This is a genomic window from Moorella glycerini, assembly GCF_009735625.1.
GTDB lineage: Bacteria > Bacillota > DSM-521 > Neomoorellales > Neomoorellaceae > Neomoorella > Neomoorella glycerini.
On record NZ_CP046244.1, the window covers coordinates 1,476,103 to 1,493,702 of the forward strand.

18 protein-coding genes are annotated in these 17,600 nt (G+C 58.8%); 17 read left to right on the forward strand and 1 reads right to left on the reverse strand.

Annotated features, from left to right (window positions below):
• Position 1 precedes the first annotated feature (1 nt).
• The 8 genes from rpsR to MGLY_RS07445 all read left to right on the forward strand — a co-directional run bounded on the left by rpsR (position 2) and on the right by MGLY_RS07445 (position 8,366).
• Positions 2-229, forward strand: a complete 228-nt coding sequence (gene rpsR, locus MGLY_RS07405) for a 30S ribosomal protein S18 (protein ID WP_054937888.1) — start codon at positions 2-4, stop codon at positions 227-229.
• Positions 230-504: 275 nt separating this feature from the next.
• The gene (locus tag MGLY_RS07415) at positions 505-1,491 is read left to right on the forward strand and encodes a YybS family protein (protein WP_156272735.1); all 987 of its coding nucleotides are present in this window, start codon (positions 505-507) and stop codon (positions 1,489-1,491) included.
• Positions 1,492-1,497: 6 nt separating this feature from the next.
• Positions 1,498-1,950 (forward strand): 50S ribosomal protein L9, encoded by a 453-nt coding sequence (gene rplI / locus MGLY_RS07420; protein WP_054937890.1) that lies wholly within the window; start codon positions 1,498-1,500, stop codon positions 1,948-1,950.
• A gap of 4 nt (positions 1,951-1,954) precedes the next feature.
• The gene (lonC, locus tag MGLY_RS07425) at positions 1,955-3,919 is read left to right on the forward strand and encodes a Lon family ATP-dependent protease (protein WP_156272736.1); all 1,965 of its coding nucleotides are present in this window, start codon (positions 1,955-1,957) and stop codon (positions 3,917-3,919) included.
• 5 nt (positions 3,920-3,924) lie between these two features.
• Positions 3,925-5,259, forward strand: coding sequence for a replicative DNA helicase (gene dnaB / locus MGLY_RS07430; RefSeq protein WP_156272737.1), 1,335 nt, complete (start codon positions 3,925-3,927; stop codon positions 5,257-5,259).
• An 18-nt stretch (positions 5,260-5,277) separates the two neighbouring features.
• Positions 5,278-6,444 (forward strand): MFS transporter, encoded by a 1,167-nt coding sequence (locus MGLY_RS07435; protein ID WP_156272738.1) that lies wholly within the window; start codon positions 5,278-5,280, stop codon positions 6,442-6,444.
• Between the two features lie 86 nt (positions 6,445-6,530).
• Positions 6,531-7,103: an O-acetyl-ADP-ribose deacetylase gene (locus MGLY_RS07440; protein WP_156272739.1), complete on the forward strand. Its 573-nt coding sequence runs from the start codon at positions 6,531-6,533 to the stop codon at positions 7,101-7,103.
• A 177-nt stretch (positions 7,104-7,280) separates the two neighbouring features.
• Positions 7,281-8,366: a DUF763 domain-containing protein gene (locus tag MGLY_RS07445; protein ID WP_156272740.1), complete on the forward strand. Its 1,086-nt coding sequence runs from the start codon at positions 7,281-7,283 to the stop codon at positions 8,364-8,366.
• 57 nt (positions 8,367-8,423) lie between these two features.
• Here the strand turns inward: MGLY_RS07445 and hcp are convergent, their stop codons facing one another.
• Positions 8,424-9,707, reverse strand: a complete 1,284-nt coding sequence (gene hcp, locus MGLY_RS07450; RefSeq protein ID WP_156272741.1) for a hydroxylamine reductase — start codon at positions 9,705-9,707, stop codon at positions 8,424-8,426.
• A 228-nt stretch (positions 9,708-9,935) separates the two neighbouring features.
• Between hcp and MGLY_RS07455 the strand changes: the two genes are divergently transcribed.
• The 9 genes from MGLY_RS07455 to dusB all read left to right on the forward strand — a co-directional run bounded on the left by MGLY_RS07455 (position 9,936) and on the right by dusB (position 17,557).
• Positions 9,936-10,952: an HD-GYP domain-containing protein gene (locus MGLY_RS07455; protein ID WP_156272742.1), complete on the forward strand. Its 1,017-nt coding sequence runs from the start codon at positions 9,936-9,938 to the stop codon at positions 10,950-10,952.
• Between the two features lie 88 nt (positions 10,953-11,040).
• On the forward strand, positions 11,041-11,556 hold the full coding sequence (folK, locus tag MGLY_RS07460; protein ID WP_156272743.1) for a 2-amino-4-hydroxy-6-hydroxymethyldihydropteridine diphosphokinase: 516 nt from the start codon (positions 11,041-11,043) through the stop codon (positions 11,554-11,556).
• A 164-nt stretch (positions 11,557-11,720) separates the two neighbouring features.
• Entirely contained in the window at positions 11,721-12,635 is a 915-nt protein-coding gene (locus tag MGLY_RS07465; protein ID WP_156272744.1) for a Rossmann-like and DUF2520 domain-containing protein, read from the forward strand.
• 29 nt (positions 12,636-12,664) lie between these two features.
• Entirely contained in the window at positions 12,665-13,570 is a 906-nt protein-coding gene (panC, locus tag MGLY_RS07470) for a pantoate--beta-alanine ligase (protein WP_156276275.1), read from the forward strand.
• Positions 13,515-13,901, forward strand: coding sequence for an aspartate 1-decarboxylase (panD, locus tag MGLY_RS07475; protein ID WP_156276277.1), 387 nt, complete (start codon positions 13,515-13,517; stop codon positions 13,899-13,901). The genes panC and panD overlap by 56 nt, the downstream gene beginning before the upstream one ends.
• Before the next feature lie 80 nt (positions 13,902-13,981).
• Positions 13,982-14,974 carry a biotin--[acetyl-CoA-carboxylase] ligase gene (locus tag MGLY_RS07480; RefSeq protein WP_156272745.1) on the forward strand — a complete coding sequence of 331 codons (993 nt, stop codon included), beginning with the start codon at positions 13,982-13,984 and terminating at the stop codon, positions 14,972-14,974.
• 109 nt (positions 14,975-15,083) lie between these two features.
• Entirely contained in the window at positions 15,084-15,668 is a 585-nt protein-coding gene (locus tag MGLY_RS07485; RefSeq protein ID WP_156272746.1) for a biotin transporter BioY, read from the forward strand.
• Between the two features lie 166 nt (positions 15,669-15,834).
• Positions 15,835-16,599 (forward strand): type III pantothenate kinase, encoded by a 765-nt coding sequence (locus MGLY_RS07490; protein WP_156272747.1) that lies wholly within the window; start codon positions 15,835-15,837, stop codon positions 16,597-16,599.
• Complete coding sequence (dusB, locus tag MGLY_RS07495) at positions 16,583-17,557, forward strand: tRNA dihydrouridine synthase DusB (protein WP_156272748.1); 975 nt, start codon at positions 16,583-16,585, stop codon at positions 17,555-17,557. The genes MGLY_RS07490 and dusB overlap by 17 nt, the downstream gene beginning before the upstream one ends.
• Positions 17,558-17,600 lie beyond the last annotated feature (43 nt).

The window sequence follows — 17,600 nt, forward strand, 5'->3', positions numbered from 1 at the left end:
TTTGCGGCGTGACAAGAAACGTTCCCGGAAGCGGGTTTGCAGCTTCTGTGTCGATAAAATCGAACAGGTAGACTACAAAGATGTAAACCGCCTCCGCCGCTATATCAGCGAACGGGGTAAGATTTTGCCCCGCCGTATTTCCGGCAATTGCGCCCATCACCAGCGCCAGCTGACCACGGCTATCAAACGGGCGCGGGCCCTGGCCCTGTTGCCCTACACGGTGGAATAGCTACGGTAAAGCTTAAAGGAGCTTAAGGTGCCACCGCGGCGGTTAGATTGCCGCCAGCGAAGAAATGAAATGCAGGGAGTTGGAGGCTTCTAATCAGAAACTGGCGCAGCCAGTTTCTACAGAAATTCTGATTTCCGACTTCCTGCCTCTGATTTCTGATTTAAAGAGGAGGGAGGACAGCAACTCCCTCTTTTCTATATACGCCGTTAGGGGGAGTTACCCCGCCGGCGCAAAGTATGAGAGCTAAAATCAGGGGTAATTTGGGTGATAATTACATGCAGACCGAAGGCAGGGTGGCAGCCCTGGCCGAAGGGGCCCTCATGGCAGCCCTGACGGTGGTGCTGGTGCTCACGGGGTATTTTATCCCCCTTTTGCAGGTATTCACCAACATTATCTGGACGGTCCCCATTGTCGTCCTCATCGTGCGCCGCAACTTACGCCTGGGGGCAATGGCCACCTTGGTGGCCGGCCTGGCCATAGCCTTTTTTACCGGTCCGGTAAATGCGGCGTTGCTATTTATCCAGTTTGCCGCCCTGGGACTGGTCTATGGTTACCTTTTCAAGGTCAAGGCCCGGCCCGGCCAGGTGCTGGCAGCCGGGGCGGTTGTTGCGCTCTTTTCTTTGCTTTTGAGCCTTGGCGTGACCTCAAAATTAACAGGGCTACCCCTGGGGGGGCTGCTCCAGGAATTTGAGGCTACAGTTAATTATACCCTGGAATTTTACCGCCGTACGGGGATGCTGGAGCATATGGGTAGATCGGGGATGACCCCGGAACAGTTCCAGGCCGCCCTGACCACCATGATCAATCTCCTAAAACTCCTGTTACCGGGGATTTTAATCTCTGCTTCTATCCTGGCCGCCTTCGTTAATTACCTGGCGGCTGAAAAGATCCTGCAGCGCCTGGGCCTTATCGAGAGGGGGCTACCGCCTTTCCGTTACTGGCAGTTACCCTGGTACGCCATCTGGGGGGTAATTGCCGGCCTGGGTCTATGGCAGCTGGGAGATTATTATGACCTGGCTTTTGCCCGGCAGGTGGGGGTGAATATCCTTTATGTATATTTGCCCCTGCTGGCGGGTAACGGCCTGGCAGCAGTGAGCTTTCTTTTTTACCAGTTGAAACTGGCTCCCTTTTTCAAGGCGGTGCTGGTGATTATTGCCCTGCTCAATGTCCCGGTGGCCCTGGTTTCCCTGGTAACCCTGGGCTTATTTGACCCGTTTTTCAGCTACCGGCGGCGCATCAATCCGTCTGGTAAAGGAGAGTGAGGCGTGATGAAGGTTATTTTAACTGCTGATGTGCCCAAACTGGGCAACCGGGGGGCAGTAGTGGAAGTAGCCGAGGGCTACGCCCGTAATTATCTCTTACCCCGGGGCCTGGCGGTGGAAGCCACTGCCGGGCGCATAAAGGAATTAAACCGGGAAAAGAAACGCCAGGAAGAGAAAAAGAGCCAGGAGCTGGCACAGGCCCGGCGCCAGGCCGGCCAGCTCAACGGTGCCCTGGTCCAGGTGACCACCCGCGCCGGTGATAAGGGCAAACTTTTTGGTTCAGTTACCAATAAAGAAATAGCCCAGGCAATTAAAAACACTTTTCATCTGGACATCGACAGGCGTAAAATAGATCTCAAAGAGCCCATCAAGGCCCTGGGCAATTATGAAGTTACCTTGAAATTGCATCCTGAGGTCCAGGCCCGCCTGCGGGTACAGGTGGTGGCAGAGGGGAGTTAAAGCCATGTCAGAAAATATAACCGCAGCCGTTGACGCCGGCAAAGAGGTCCTGCCCGTCCTGGCCAGTGACCGTCATTTACTGGAGCGCCAGGTGGCCGCTTTATACGGTGTTTTATGTGATATTTACGGCACGGACAAAGTAGTTTTAAGGGCCAGCAAGCTGGAAGCCCTGGATTTAATCCGTTCCGGCGACCTGGCGGCCAGGGTCCTGGCCCTGGAAAAATTGATCTATGAGGACCCCACCATCAATGATTTGCCGGCCGAAGAAGAGATACCCCGGGTCCTGACAGCCCTGCAGGAAGAATTAGCCGACTTTATTGCCCGGCGGACGGTGGAAGAAAAGCTGGAGCAGCGCATTGCCGAAAGGATGCAGGAGCGCCATGAAGAGTATATCCAGGAGATTCGCCGCCAGGTTCTAAAGGAAAATAACGGGCCGGAAAACGCCCAGACCCTTAAAAAACTGGCTATTCTGGAAAAGATGTCCCGGATAACCCTATCCCGGACGGCCCTGGAAGCCCTGCGGCCCCGGCGCCTGGAGGAAATCGTCGGCCAGGACCAGGCCGTGCAGGCCATACTCGCTAAACTCGCCTCTCCCTTTCCCCAGCACATGATCATCTATGGCCCGCCGGGGGTGGGGAAAACGACGGCGGCCCGCCTGGCCCTGGAAGAAGCCAAGAAGATAAGCAGTTCCCCCTTTAAACCCCAGGCGCCCTTTGTTGAGGTGGACGGTACCACTTTGCGCTGGGACCCCCGGGAAGTGACCAACCCTCTTTTGGGCTCGGTCCATGATCCCATTTACCAGGGAGCGCGGCGGGACCTGGCCGAGAGCGGGGTGCCGGAGCCCAAACTGGGGCTGGTGACGGAGGCCCATGGCGGTATACTCTTTATTGACGAGATCGGGGAAATGGATCCCCTGCTCCTCAACAAGCTCCTCAAGGTCCTGGAAGATAAGCGGGTAGAATTTGATTCCTCTTACTATGACCCGGGCGATGAAAGTGTGCCCCGCTATATTAAAAAACTCTTTGAGGAAGGGGCCCCGGCTGATTTTATCCTTATCGGCGCTACGACCCGGGAGCCGGAGGAACTGAACCCGGCCCTGCGCTCCCGCTGCGCTGAGGTATTTTTTGAACCCCTCACGCCGACCCACATCCAGACCATTATCAAAGAAGCCGCGGGCCGGCTGGGGGTTAAACTGGAACCGGCGGTACCGGAACTAATCTCCGAATATACCATTGAAGGCCGCAAGGCCATCAATATCCTGGCCGAAGCTTACGGCCTCAGTCTCTACCAGCAGCAGCGGAAGAAAGGCCGCCGGCGCCGGCTAATTACGGTAGACCATGTCATGCAGGTGTTAAGAAGCGCCCGCCTGACGCCCTATACTACCGTTAAGGCCAAGGATACGCCGGAAGTCGGCCGGGTACTGGGCCTGGCCGTGGCCGGCTTTGTGGGTTCGGTCCTGGAGATTGAGGCCATGGCCTTCCCGGCCCGGGAACCGGGGAAAGGTAACATCCGCTTTAATGAGACGGCCGGCAGCATGGCCCGGGACTCCGTGTTCAATGCCGCTGTGGTATTTCGCCTGCTGACGGGGGAGGATTTATACAACTATGACGTCCACGTCAATATTGTGGGCGGGGCCAATATCGACGGTCCCTCGGCCGGCCTGGCCATTACCGCTGCCATTATCAGTGCCGTCCAGGAGCGGCCGGTGCGCCAGGATATCGCCGTGACGGGGGAAATCTCCATCCAGGGAAAAGTCAAGCCGGTAGGCGGGGTGCTGGAGAAAATCTATGGCGCCAAGCAGGCCGGGATGAAGATGGTTTTAATCCCGGCAGAAAATGCGGCCGAGGTGCCGGCCAGCATCAAGGGGATTGACATCCGGCCCGTGGCTACGGTGGCCGAGGCCCTGGATTACCTGCTGCTGGCGACGGCCGGGGCAAAGAGCCGGCGGCGGTCGCGGGCGGGAGCCTGAAAGCTATGGCGGACGAGCTGGAAAAAGTCCCTCCCCAGAGCCTCGAGGCCGAGCAGTCCGTCCTGGGGGCCATTATGCTGGACCGGGAGGCCCTGCTTGCCGTCCTGGAAATCCTTAAGGTCGAAGACTTTTACCGGGAAGCCCACCGGCTGATTTACCGCGCCATCCTGGACCTCAATGAGCGCGGTGAGGCCGTCGACCTCCTGACGGTAACGGAGGAACTCCGCCGCCAGGGCCAGCTGGAGGTGGCGGGCGGGGCTGCTTATTTGACCTCCCTGACGGGCGATGTACCCAGTGTGGCTAATGCCGGCTATTATGCCCGCCTGGTTGCGGAAAAGGCCACTTTAAGGGCCCTGGTGCAGGCAGCCGGCCGCATTACCGAACTGGCCTTGAGCGAAGCCGGGGAAGTGGACCAGATTTTAGATGAGGCTGAACGCCTGATTTTTGAGGTGGCCGGGGGCCGGCGCCGCAGCGGCTTTGTGCCCATTAAAGAGATCCTGCTGCAAACCTTTGAGCAGCTGGAGCGTTTGAGCGCCCATAAGGGTGAAGTGACCGGCGTACCCACCTTCCACGACCTGGACCGCCTTCTTTCCGGCCTGCAGCCTTCCGACCTGATTATCTGCGCTGCCCGGCCGGGGATGGGTAAGACTTCCTTCTGCCTGAATATTGCCCAGCAGGTGGCTGTCAAACAAAAGCTGCCGGTGGCCATTTTCAGCCTGGAGATGTCCCGGGAGCAGGTGGTGCAGCGCATGCTGGCTGCTGAAGCCATGGTGGAGCAGCACCGCCTGCGGACGGGCTTTTTAACCGAAGACGACTGGGCGCGGCTGGTCAATGCCGCCGGTATCCTGGGGGAGGCCCCCATCTATATTGACGATACCCCGGCCATCTCGGCCCTGGAAGTCCGGGCCAAAGCCAGGCGGCTGCAATCAGAAAGCGGCCTGGGCCTGGTGGTGGTCGACTACCTGCAGCTCATGCAGGCCCACCGCCGGGTGGACAGCCGCCAGCAGGAAATTGCCCTTATCTCCCGGGCCATGAAGGCCCTGGCCAGGGAGCTAAACGTTCCCGTCCTGGTCCTATCCCAGTTGAACCGCGGTGTCGAGCAGCGCCAGGATAAACGCCCGGTTATGGCCGACCTCCTGGAGAGCGGGGCCATTGAGGCTGACGCCGATGTCATTATCTTCCTTTACCGGCCCCAGTATTACGACCCGGATACCGAGAAAAAGGGCATTGCCGAGGTTATCGTGGCCAAGCACCGCAATGGGCCGGTGGGAACGGTGGAAATGGCCTTTTTGCCTGAATTTACCAAATTTGTCGACCTGGCCCCGGAACCGGCCGTTTAAGAAAGAAGGTTAAAAAAGTTGGCACCAGATTCTACCCGCATCTGGACCCGGGATTTTATCCTTTTATCCCTGGCCAGTTTCCTGATCTTTACCGGTTTCCAGATGCTCATGCCCACCCTGCCCAAATATGTAGCTGCCCTGGGTGGTGACAACCTGGTGGTGGGCTTTACCATGGGCATCTTTACCATTTCTGCTGTCCTGGTCCGTCCCTGGCTGGGCCGGGAAATGGACCGCCGTGGCCGGCGGGGTATCTACCTGCTGGGCTTGTTGATTTTTGCTGTGGCGGTGCTGGGTTATTCCCTTTCACCTTCGATCCTCATCCTGTTTCTTTTTCGCCTCCTTCATGGCGCCGGCTGGGGCGGTTCCACCACCGCCGGGGGAACCATTGTTACCGACCTTTTACCTCCGCAACGGCGGGCCGAGGGCCTGGGTTATTATGGCCTGTTTTCCAACCTGGCCATGGCCATTGCCCCGGCCCTGGGGCTGCTGGTCCTGGACCTGGCCGGTTTTAAAGTACTCTTCTTTACTTCCGCAGCCCTGGCCCTGGCCGCCACCCTGGTGGCCGGCAAGATAAAAATGCCGGCCGTAGCTACTCGCGGCGGGTCCCCGCCGGCCTTTTTTGAGCCTAAAGCCTTACGTCCGTCCCTGATTGCCTTCTTTATGACCATTACCTATGGCGGTGTGGTAACCTTCCTGACCCTTTATGCCGCCGAACGCGGTATTGCCAATATTGGTCTCTTTTTTACTTTTTATGCCGCAGCCCTGATGCTCATCCGGCCGCTGGCCGGGATGGTGGCCGACCGGCACGGCCAGGGGCCGGTTTTGGTCCCCGGTTTGCTGGCGGCCACCCTGGCCACCCTGATCCTGGCCCTGGCCGGCAGCCTCCCGGTTTTCCTCGTAGCCGCCGTCCTCTACGGCCTGGGATTTGGCGCCGCCCAGCCTACCCTCCAGGCCATGGCCGTGGCCGGCGTAGCTCCCAACCGCCGCGGTGCGGCGAACGGCACCTTTTTTTCCGCCTTTGACCTGGGGATAGGCCTGGGTTCTACCCTCCTGGGAGTCGTGGCCCGGTTCACCGGTTTTGCCGGTATGTATGCTGTAGCCTCTCTCTTCGGACTGGCCGGACTGCTCACTTTTCTGGCGGGAAGAAAAGGCAGGGCTGCCCAAAAAGCAACGGCGGGCCCTTAGACCCGTGGGCAGGATGAAAATCCACGTTACGATTTACGTGTAAAACAGCCGGTATTAGCCGGTATGTTTTGTAAGGGGGGTGTCTTATGGAAGTCAACATTGCCGGTACCCTGCTTAAACTCCTCCAGGGGGATATTGTCGAGCAAGAGGTAGAGGCCATTGTCAATGCCGCCAATACCGGCCTGTGGGGTGGCAGTGGCGTCGACGGCGCCATCCACCGCGCCGGGGGACCGGCCATTGCGGCAGAGTGCCGCCGCATCCGGGAGGAGCAGGGCGGCTGCCCCACCGGCCGGGCGGTCATCACTTCCGGCGGTTTCCTCAAGGCGCGCTACGTTATCCATACCGTAGGTCCCATCTGGCACGGTGGCCGGCAAGGAGAAGATGAGCTGCTGGCCAGTGCCTACCGCAGCAGCCTCCAGCTGGCCCGGGAGCGGGGCATCAAATCCCTGGCCTTTCCTTCCATCAGCACCGGGGCTTACCGCTTCCCCGTGGAGCGAGCCGCCGGGATAGCCATGGCCACGGTAAAGGATTTTTTGACTGCCAATCCGGGTACCTTTAGCGAAGTACGTTTTGTCCTTTTTTCCCGGCCGGTTCTGGTAGCTTATGAACAGGCCCTGGCGAAGGTATTAGCTTCCGGCCCGCAATATAATACCCGGTGATAAGACAGCGTTTGTGGCCGGGGCTTCTTGGGGTGGCGCCGTTGCAGCAGCGAGTTAAGTATTACTTAATTGTGAAATTGAGCACAAAAGCGGAGTGGAAGCGGCGATGATGTGGAGAAAAGGCGGGGTTAACCCCTTAAGTACAATTTAAATCTTGAATTAAAAGGATGAGCGGCCATGCGTACCGGTACGGCCAGCCTGCCCCTGCATGGCGGCCACTGCCCGCCCTGGCTTTTTGAACGCATGAAGCGCCTGGGGCCGGCCATCCTGGAGGTAATTGTCCGGGAATACGGCCCCCGGGAGGTTTTACGGCGCCTGAGTGATCCCCACTGGTTCCAGGCCTTTGGCTGTGTCCTGGGCTTTGACTGGCATTCCTCGGGCTTAACTACCACCCTCTGCGGCGCCCTTAAGGAGGGTTTACGCGGGCGGGAAAAGGACCTGGGCCTGGTGATTGCCGGGGGCAAGGGCCGCACTTCCCGCCAGACGCCCCATGAAATTGAAACGGCGGCCGATAGACTGGCCCTGACATCTTTACAACCCGGGGAGCTGGTCTACGCCAGCAGGATGGCCGCCAAGGTAGATAATACCGCCCTCCAGGACGGTTACCAGCTCTACCATCACATCTTTATCTTTACCTTTGACGGCAGCTGGGCCGTGGTCCAGCAGGGGATGAATGAAATGACGCGCCTGGCCCGCCGCTATCACTGGCTGGGCGAAGGGGTAAGGGACTTTACCTGCGAGCCCCATGCCGCCGTTTGCTGCGACGTACGGGGCGAAGTGTTGAATATGGTGGCCGGCGAAGGTGAGGCCTCCCGCCGGGTGGTGACGGAGCTGGCCCGGGAGCGGCCGCAAAAGATAGTAGCCGAGTTTAACCGCATCCTGGCAAGGGAGCTGCCCCACCTCTCCCTCCCCTGGCGCCATGACGTCCCGCGGGCCAGTTACCTTGATAAAGCCCTGCTCAAGGTGTATGCCGCCCAGCCGCGGGATTTTGCCGCCGTCCTGGGCGTGGAAGGCGTGGGCCCCAAAACCGTGCGCGCCCTGGCCATGGTGGCCGAGGTGGCCTACGGCGCGCCGGCCAGCTTCCGGGATCCCGTCTGCTACAGCTTCAGCCACGGCGGCAAGGACGGCCACCCCTACCCGGTGGACCGCCGGGTGTACGATCACTCCATCGCCGTTCTGGAGCGGGCCCTGGCTGCAGCCAGAATAGGCCAGACAGATAAGCTCCAGGCTTTAAAACGTTTGAGCACCTTGAGCGGGAGATGAATTTTTACCCAAAACGAAAACCGCCACGCCCTCATGTTGCGTGACGGTTTTTTCGTCTTAGCCCAGGATTTCCTTCAGGTCCTGTTCCGGCGTGGTAATGGGCTTCAGGTTGTAGTTTTCCTGCAGGACCTTCAGCACATTGGGCGTCAGGAAGGCCGGCAGGGAGGGGCCGATGCGGATGTTTTGAACCCCCAGGTGCAGCAGGGTCAGCAGGATGGCCACGGCCTTCTGCTCGAACCAGGACAGGACCAGGCTCAGGGGCAGCTCGTTGACGCTGCAGTTAAAGGCTCCGGCCAGGGCCAGGGCCACCTGCAGGGCTGAATAGGCGTTATTGCACTGGCCTATATCGAGGAGGCGCGGGATGCCGCCAATATCGCCCAGGTCGAGGTGGTTGAAGCGGTACTTGCCGCAGCCCAGGGTCAGGACCACGCAGTCTTTCGGCACCTTCTCCACAAACTCGGTGTAGTAATTGCGGCCCGGCCTGGCCCCGTCGCAGCCGCCCACCAGGAAGAAGTGGCGGATCTTGCCGGCCTTGACGGCATCGATCACCTGGCCGGCTATGCTTAAGATAGCCGTGTGATGGAAACCGGTGGTCAACTCGCCGCCGGCCTTTTCCTCCAGGGGCGGCAGGGCTTTCGCCTTTTCTATTACCGGGGTAAAGTCGCGGTTTTTAATATGGGTTACTCCCGGCAGGCCGGCAATGCCGCAGGTAAACATGCGCTCCCGGTAAGATTCCTTGGGGATCAACACGCAGTTAGTCGTACCCAGGATGGCGCCGGGGAACTCTTCAAATTCTTTTTTCTGGTTCTGCCAGGCCGAGCCATAGTTGCCCACCAGGTGGGGGAACTTCTTCAGTTCCGGGTAGGCATGGGCCGGCAGCATTTCCCCGTGGGTATAGACGTTAATCCCCGTACCTTCCGTCTGCCGCAGGAGTTCATAGAGGTCCAGCAGGTCGTGGCCGGTAACGAGAATACCCGGACCTTGCTTAGTGCCGGTAGATACTTTTGTCGGGACCGGGGCGCCAAAACGCTCTACATGGGCTTTATCCAATAATTCCATGACCTTGAGGTTCACGGCCCCGACTTTTAAGGCCATTTCTATATGACGGTTAAGATCAAAGTCGACGTTGGTTAGCGTGGTAAATAAAGCTTCATGCATAAAGGCGTCTACTTCTTCGTCCCTGGCGCCCAGTTCCCGGGCATGGTAGGCATAGGCGGCAATACCTTTAAGGCCGATGAGGATGGTATCCTGCAGGCTGGCGATATCTTCGTTCTTACCGCAAACGCCTGCCCTGGTGCAGCCGGTACCGCCGGCTGTCTGCTCGCACTGGTAACAAAACATGGTTTCTCCCCCTTTGGTGGAATTTTTCAGGACAACCTTATCATAAAGGAAAGGGCTAAAATAAACTGTGACCTGGGTCACAATTATACCCAGATTTGATCAAATACCCGGGCGCTGGAGCAAGTAACTTCTTACAAATCAGAACTGGTACTGGCAGGAAATCCAGTATGGGTGTCGAAAAACCTTAAATACGGCCAGTAATTAACAAAAAAGGGCGGAGGTTGCGGTATGGACGGAAATTCCCCCCGGCCATTGGGAGCTGGAGTAGATAAGCTGGCAGAAAGCCAAAACCAAATGTATAATTTTCACCCGGCAACCAGCCAGCCGTTGGGGAGTTATCATCAGCCGTTACCAATAGAGAAGCCGGTAGGGATGACGGGCGCACCCGACGGGCCGGTAGGGGAAATTTACCAGGAAGCCCAGGAAGCCCTGAGCGATGTCTACCACCGCTGCCGCCTGGGGAACCATCTTGAAGTAAAAGATATCCAGGAGATAGTGGCCGACTTTCTCAACCGGATGCAGGACAACCAGGACATGTTTTTGCAGATGGCCATGCTTAAGGACCTGGACCCCTATTCTTCGCGCCATTCCCTGAATGTAACTGTCCTGGCTACCCTCCTCGGTTCAAAATTAGGCCTCTCCCAGGATGAACTCCTGGTCATCGGCGTTGGCGCCATGCTCCACGACGTGGGCAAATTGGAAGTACCGCCGGCAGTTTTATTAAAGCCCGGCAAGCTAACTGCCGAGGAGTTTGCCATTATCAAGCGCCATCCCCAGGCCGGTTATGAGCGGCTGGACGGCGTGGTCAGCGAAGCGGTTCGCCGGGTGGCCCGGGATCACCATGAACGCTGTAACGGCAGTGGTTACCCCAAAGGATTAAACCGGGAAGAATTAAGCCTGGCCGCCCGGTGCGTCGCCATTGCCGATGTTTACGACGCCGTAACTACCGACCGCTGCTACCGGCCCAGGTATCTCCCCCATGAAGGCATGGAATTGTTAATGGTAGAAAGTACCATGGGCAACCTGGACCTGGAGCTGGTACGGGTCTTTTTGCAGGCCATTGCCAGTTACCCGGTGGGGACTACGGTACGGTTGACGACCGGTGAAATCGCCCGGGTAATAGCCCAGGAGCCGGAGGTACCCATGCGCCCGGTGGTCAAGGTGCTGCAGCCCCGGCGCCGGGCCGGTGAGATTATCCGCCTCCTGACCAATCCTTCTATCTTAATTGTCGAGGCTGAACCCTAGTTCATTTCGTAAAAACTGGGTGTTGGCGGGGCGGCAGGGGTATGCTAAGATAAGGGTACTGGCCAACCTGGATGGCGGAGATGATTGGATGCCGGTTAGGGAAAAAGATTGGGCGACGGCTTACCTGGGTTTGGGCTCCAACCTGGGTGACCGGGAAGGGAATTTGCAGCGGGCCGTAGCTATACTTACGGCCACCGAAGGGATCGAGGTGGAACGCCTTTCTTCCTGGTATGAGACGGCCCCGGTGGGCAAGACCGACCAGGGATGGTTTTTAAACGGGGTGGCCAAAATCAAGACCACCATGCTGCCGCGGGAGTTGCTGTTGACTGTCCTGGCTATAGAGCAGCGCCTGGGCCGGGTGCGGCGGGAGCGCTGGGGACCCCGGAACATTGATATCGACATCTTGCTTTACGACGATTTAACAGTTAATGAACCGGACCTGGCCATTCCCCACCCCAGGCTGATGGAGCGGGCCTTCGTCCTGATACCCCTGGCCGAAATAGCCCCGGAGCTTATTTTACCCGACGGCCGGCGGGCAGGCGTGGCCGCTGCAAGTCCTTTTCCCGGGCAGGAAGTATTGCCTTACAGGGGTAACAGGTGTTAAAATATAACCGGGCGCTACCGTCAAGGAGTGCACGGGTTTATCTTTAACAATAAATACCAGTTGAAGATTAGACCGCTTGGATCTATTTGCGACCGAGACGGGTGGATGAGGAAACAAACTTCCGGCAGCTCGTCGGGAGTTTTTTTGTTCCAGGAGGGGTTACCATGCGAATAGGCATTATCGGTGCCGGGGCCGTCGGTACGGGGGTGGGCATATTATTGCGCCGGCGGGGATACACCATCGCCGGTGTAGCCAGCCGGACCCTTGCTTCAGCCCGGCGGGCGGCGGCAAGGCTGGCCTGCCCGGCTTTTGAGGGGGCGGTAGATGTGGCCCGGCGGGCCGATGTTGTCTTTATCACCACCAGCGATCAGGCCATCGGACAGGTGGCCGCCAGCGTAGCCGCTCAAGGGGGCTTTCGCCCCGGGCAAACGGTGATTCATATGAGCGGTTCCTTAACTTCAGCCGTCCTGGACCCGGCGCGGCAGGCCGGGGCCCTGGCCTTAAGCCTCCATCCCCTCCAGTCCTGTGCCGACGCCGACCGGGCGGTGGCCAACCTCCCCGGGTCGGTTTTCAGCCTGGAAGGCGATCGGGAAGCCCTGCCCCTGGGGAAACGCCTGGTGACCGAGCTGGGGGGCGAGTATTTCCTCATCAGCCCCGAGGCCAAACCCCTCTACCACGCGGCCGCCTGCGTCGCTTCCAACTACCTGGTCAGCCTCATAGATTTAAGTCGCCGGCTCATGCAGGCAGCCGGTATGGAACCGGAAATGGCGGCCCGGGCCCTGGCGCCTTTAATTAAAGGCACTTTAGATAATATTAATGAAAAGGGTATTCCCCAGGCCCTGACCGGCCCCATTGCCAGGGGCGACTTCGGTACGGTCAGGGACCACTTAAAGGCCATGGAGGCCACCGTACCCGAGCTGGGCGAGCTTTACCGCGCCCTGGGGCGCTACACGGCCGGCCTGGCCGGCCGCAAAGGGAGCATTGACGCCCGCAAGGTAGCCCTGTTCGGGCAAATCCTGGCTGCCAAATTTGAGGCAGCAAGCGGGAGGGCAGGAGTCAGGGGCAAAGCCGGCCAATGATAGAGCCCCAGGCAAAGGAGATGACAGGAGTGGAGTTACTGACGACAATTGCCGCCACCCGCAAGTTTGTGGCGGCAGCCAGGCAGCAGGGCAAGAGCATTGGCCTGGTCCCGACCATGGGTTATCTCCACGAAGGCCATTTAACCCTGGCCAGGACGGCCAGGGAGCAGGATGACGTCGTTATGATGAGCATTTTTGTCAACCCGACCCAGTTTGGCCCCGGGGAAGACCTGGAGCGTTATCCCCGCGACCTGGAACGGGATCGAAAGCTGGCCGCCGGCGCGGGCGTCGATGCCATTTTCGCCCCGGCGGTAGCCGAAATGTACCCGCCCGGGTATGCCACCTATGTCCAGGTCGAAGGCTTGACAGAAGTTCTCTGTGGCGCCTCCCGGCCGGGCCATTTCCGGGGCGTAGCTACCGTGGTCAGCAAGCTTCTTAATATCGTCCAGCCCGACCGGGCCTATTTCGGCCTCAAGGATTACCAGCAGGCGGTAGTCATCAAGCGCCTGGTCAGGGATTTAAATTTCCCGGTTGACATAATCACCGTCCCCACCGTGCGGGAGCCCGACGGCCTGGCTATGAGTTCGCGGAACAAATACTTAGCCCCGGACCAGCGTCGTAGCGCCCTGGCCCTCTACCGCGCCTTAAACCTGGGGGCGGAGCTCATCCGCTCCGGCGAACGCCGCGCTGCTGTGGTCCGGGAAGCCATGGCCGGGGAAATTCTAGCCCGGCCCGGCACGCGGATTGATTATGTGGCGGTAAATGACGCTGAGACCCTTGCACCTTTAGAAGAAATCAAGGGCCGGGTGCTGCTGGCCCTGGCCGTCTGGGTGGGCAACACCCGCTTAATTGATAACCTGACCCTGGAGGTGAAAGATGATGTGGCGCACCATGATGAAAAGCAAGCTGCACCGGGCAACTGTCACCGGGGCTAACCTGAATTATGTCGGCAGTATTACCATTGATAGCGAGCTGATGGCCGCGGCCGATATTTTACCCAACGAGAAAGTCCAGGTGGTCAACAATAATAATGGCGCCCGGCTGGAAACCTACGCCATCCCCGGCCCTGCCGGCAGTGGGGTTATCTGCGCCAACGGGGCGGCCGCCAGGCTGGTCCAGCCCGGCGATATTGTCATCATTATTTCCTATGGCATTTTTACTGACGCCGAAGCCAGGTCCTATCAACCGCGGGTTATTCTCCTGGATGGCCAGAATAAAATAACTGAGGTCAGGGGCAGGGAAAGGCCGGGGGAGGTCTGGGTTTAAAATAAGGCCCGGGTAAATATGTTAACCCTAACGGCAAATAAATAGTTGACAACCATAAAAAGGAAGATTAAAATATAATCATGGCAATAGAAGGCAGTAAGCAACAGGTCTTAGAGTATCTACGCCATCACCGGGGCGAGTATATTTCCGGCGAAGAGCTGAGTAAAAAGCTGGCCATCACCAGGACGGCCGTGTGGAAGCATATCCAGGCTTTACGCCAGGAAGGCTACCAGATTGATGCCCAGACCCGCCGCGGCTATTGCTTGCTGTCCATCCCGGATTGTTTTTATCCCGATGAGGTGGCGGCAGGGCTCACGACGTCCTGGCTGGGACGGAACCTTTACTATTACGACGAAGTGGGTTCTACCAACCAGGTGGCCAAAGAACTGGCCGACGGCGGGGCACCGGAAGGGACGGTGGTCATCGCCGAGGGCCAGACAGGCGGTCGCGGCCGGCGGGGGCGTTCCTGGCTCTCGCCACCCCATAAAGGCATCTGGTTCTCGGTTATCTTACGCCCCCGGGTGGCTCCGGCCCTGGCATCCCAGCTGACCCTGCTGGCGGCAGTAGCCGTGACGGCAGCCATTCGCCGCCACACAGGACTCCCGCCGGGCATAAAGTGGCCCAACGATATACTGGCCGGGGGGCGTAAAGTGTGCGGTATCCTGACGGAGATTAAAGCCGAAATTGATGCCCTCGAGTATGTTGTCCTGGGTACAGGCTTAAACGTCAACCTGGAGGCGGGTGATTTTAGCCCCGAGGTTAGACCCCTGGCTACCTCTTTATTTTTAGAACTGGGCCGGCCTGTAGCGCGGCTGCCCTTATTCCGGGAGATATTGTACCAGCTGGAAAAATGGTATGAGCGCTGGCAGGAAGAGGGTTTCGACCCTGTCCGGCGGGCCTGGAAAGAGGCCAGCGTTACCCTGGGCCGGGAGGTGGAGGTTAACTCCTGGCGGGAAGTTTTCCGGGGCGTGGCCGTAGATATTGACGCGGAAGGCGCCCTGCTGGTCAGGGGCGGGGGAGGTGAGCTCCGGCGTTTTAACTCCGGCGAGGTGAGCCTGCGACCGGCAAGCTAAAATTTTTTGTCGCATATGTTAACTAAATAAGCGACAAATAGTTAACAATAATAGCCGCCCGCTAACAAAGCCAGCTGCGAAAAGAGCTATTCACGAGGAGGAATCTTCTATGCGTACTAAAGATATGGCCCTGGTGGCCCTTTTTGCCGCCCTGGTAGCCGTCCTGGCCCAGGTGGCCATTCCCCTGCCCTTTTCGCCGGTACCCATTACCGGCCAGGTCCTGGGAGTATTGCTGGCCGGTGCCATCCTGGGTAAAAATAGAGGCACCCTGGCCATGCTCGTTTACTTACTCCTGGGGGCCATTGGTTTACCCGTCTTTGCCCGGGGCGGGGCCGGCCTGGCGGCCTTTGCCGGCCCGTCGGGGGGGTACCTCTGGGGTTTTGCCCTGGGGGTCTACGTCATGGGCCTGGTCCTGGAAAGGGGTAGAAGGGAGCCGGGTTACGGCCGCCTGGCTGCCGGTATGCTCACCTGCCTGGTGGTGGTCTATGTTCTGGGTACTTTACAGTTAATGTACCTCCTGCATCTTAACCTGGTGAAAGGTCTTCTCCTGGGTGTCCTGCCCTACATCCCCCTGGACCTGGCCAAACTGGTCCTGGCAGCAGCCATCAGCCTCCAGGCCCGGCGGGCGCTGCAGCAGGCAGGGTATCTACCAGCCCCCGGCCGCGGCCCGGGAACTTGTCGGCCGCCAAGTTGATAAAAAAGCGGCCGGCCGCCTCTGCGCCGGTTGCCCCTGGCCGGCCGGCGGTTATTGCTGCTGGTAATTGACCCCTTAACGGGGTTATTTTTTTACCGGCAGGAAAGAGGATAAAGTCGGGTACTGTGGAATAATTGAAGTTGAAAAGAATGGAGGGGATGCGGCCATGTTACTGGCCATAGATGTCGGCAATACTAATATTGTCATTGGCCTTTATAAAGGGAAGGAGCTGCAATGCCACTGGCGCGTAGCCAGCGACCGGCAGAAGACAGCCGATGAATACGGCCTGATTTTACGTCAACTGGGCCATTACCAGGGGGTGGACCTGGCGGCCATTAAAGCTGTGGTCATGGCTTCCGTTGTGCCCACTTTGACCCAGACTTTGACCATGATGCTTAAAGACCAGTTTAACTGCCAGCCGCTGGTCATCGGCCCCGGGGTAAGAACCGGGATGCCCATCCGTTTTGACAACCCCCGGGAAGTAGGCGCCGACCGGATTGTCAACGGCGTGGCCGTCTATGAACTGTATGGTGGCCCGGCCATTGTGGTGGACTTCGGGACCGCTACCACCTTTGACGCTATTTCTGCCAGCGGCGAGTACCTGGGTGGGGCCATAGCTCCCGGTATCGGGATCTCTACCGATGCCCTTTTTGCCCGGGCGGCCAAACTGCCCCGGGTGGAACTCATCAGGCCGCCCCAGGTAATCGGTAAAAATACCGTGGCCTGCATGCAGGCGGGGATAATGTATGGCTTTATCGGCCAGGTAGAAGGGATTGTTAAGCGCATGCAGGCCGAAATGGGGGGGCGGGCCGTGGTGGTAGCCACCGGCGGCCTGGCCGGTTTGATAGGTCCCGAAGTTAGCTGCATTGATAAGGTTGATCCCCTGTTAACCCTGGAGGGTTTGCGGATCGTCTATGAGCGCAACAGTTAAAATTGGCCCGGTTACCCTGGCAGCCCCCCTGGTGACGGCGCCCATGGCGGGTTTTTCCGACCGCATCTTTCGCCATCTCGCCAGGGAAGCGGGGGCGGCCTTAACCTATACCGAAATGATCAGCGCCCAGGGGCTTATCTATCAAAGCAAGGCTACCTGGGCGCTCCTGGATGTAAAGGACGAACCGGGCCCGGTAGCCGTCCAGCTCTTTGGCCGGGAGCCGGAAATCCTGGCCAGGGCTACTAAACTAGCTGTAGCCGCCGGGGCGGATATTGTTGATTTAAATATGGGCTGCCCGACACCCAAGATAGTGAAAAACGGCGAGGGAGCGGCCCTGATGCGCGATCTACCCCTGGCGGCGGCCATTGTGGCCGCCATGGTGGCGGCTGCCGGCCCGGTGCCGGTAACGGTCAAAATGCGGAAGGGCTGGGATGCAGATTCCGTAAATGTTATCGAGGCGGCCCGGGCGGTGGTGGAGGCCGGGGCGGCGGCGGTAGCTATCCACGGCCGCACCCGCAGCCAGTTTTACAGCGGCCGGGCCGACTGGGATTGCATCCGCCGGGTAAAGGAAGCCGTACCGGTACCGGTCATTGGCAATGGTGATATCGGGACACCGGCAGACGCCGTAGCCATGCTGGAGCTGACAGGTTGCGATGCCGTCATGGTGGGCCGGGCTGCCATAGGCAATCCCTGGCTTTTAACGGCCATCCGCGCGCGCCTGGAAGGCCGGCCGGTACCTCCTCCACCCGATGTGGCCACGCGGATGGCCATGGCCATCCGCCATTTCAACATGATGGTAGAGCTAAAAGGAGAAAAGACTGCAGTAAAAGAAATGCGGAAGGTTCTGGCCTGTTACCTCCGGGGTTTACCGGGAGCAGCCCGCCTGCGCCAGCACCTTTATACCCTTGATACCGCGGCGGAAGTCATCGCCACCCTGACTGCCTACAAGATAACCTAATATATTGACAGTAAAACAAATAGAAGTAAAATATAAACAGATA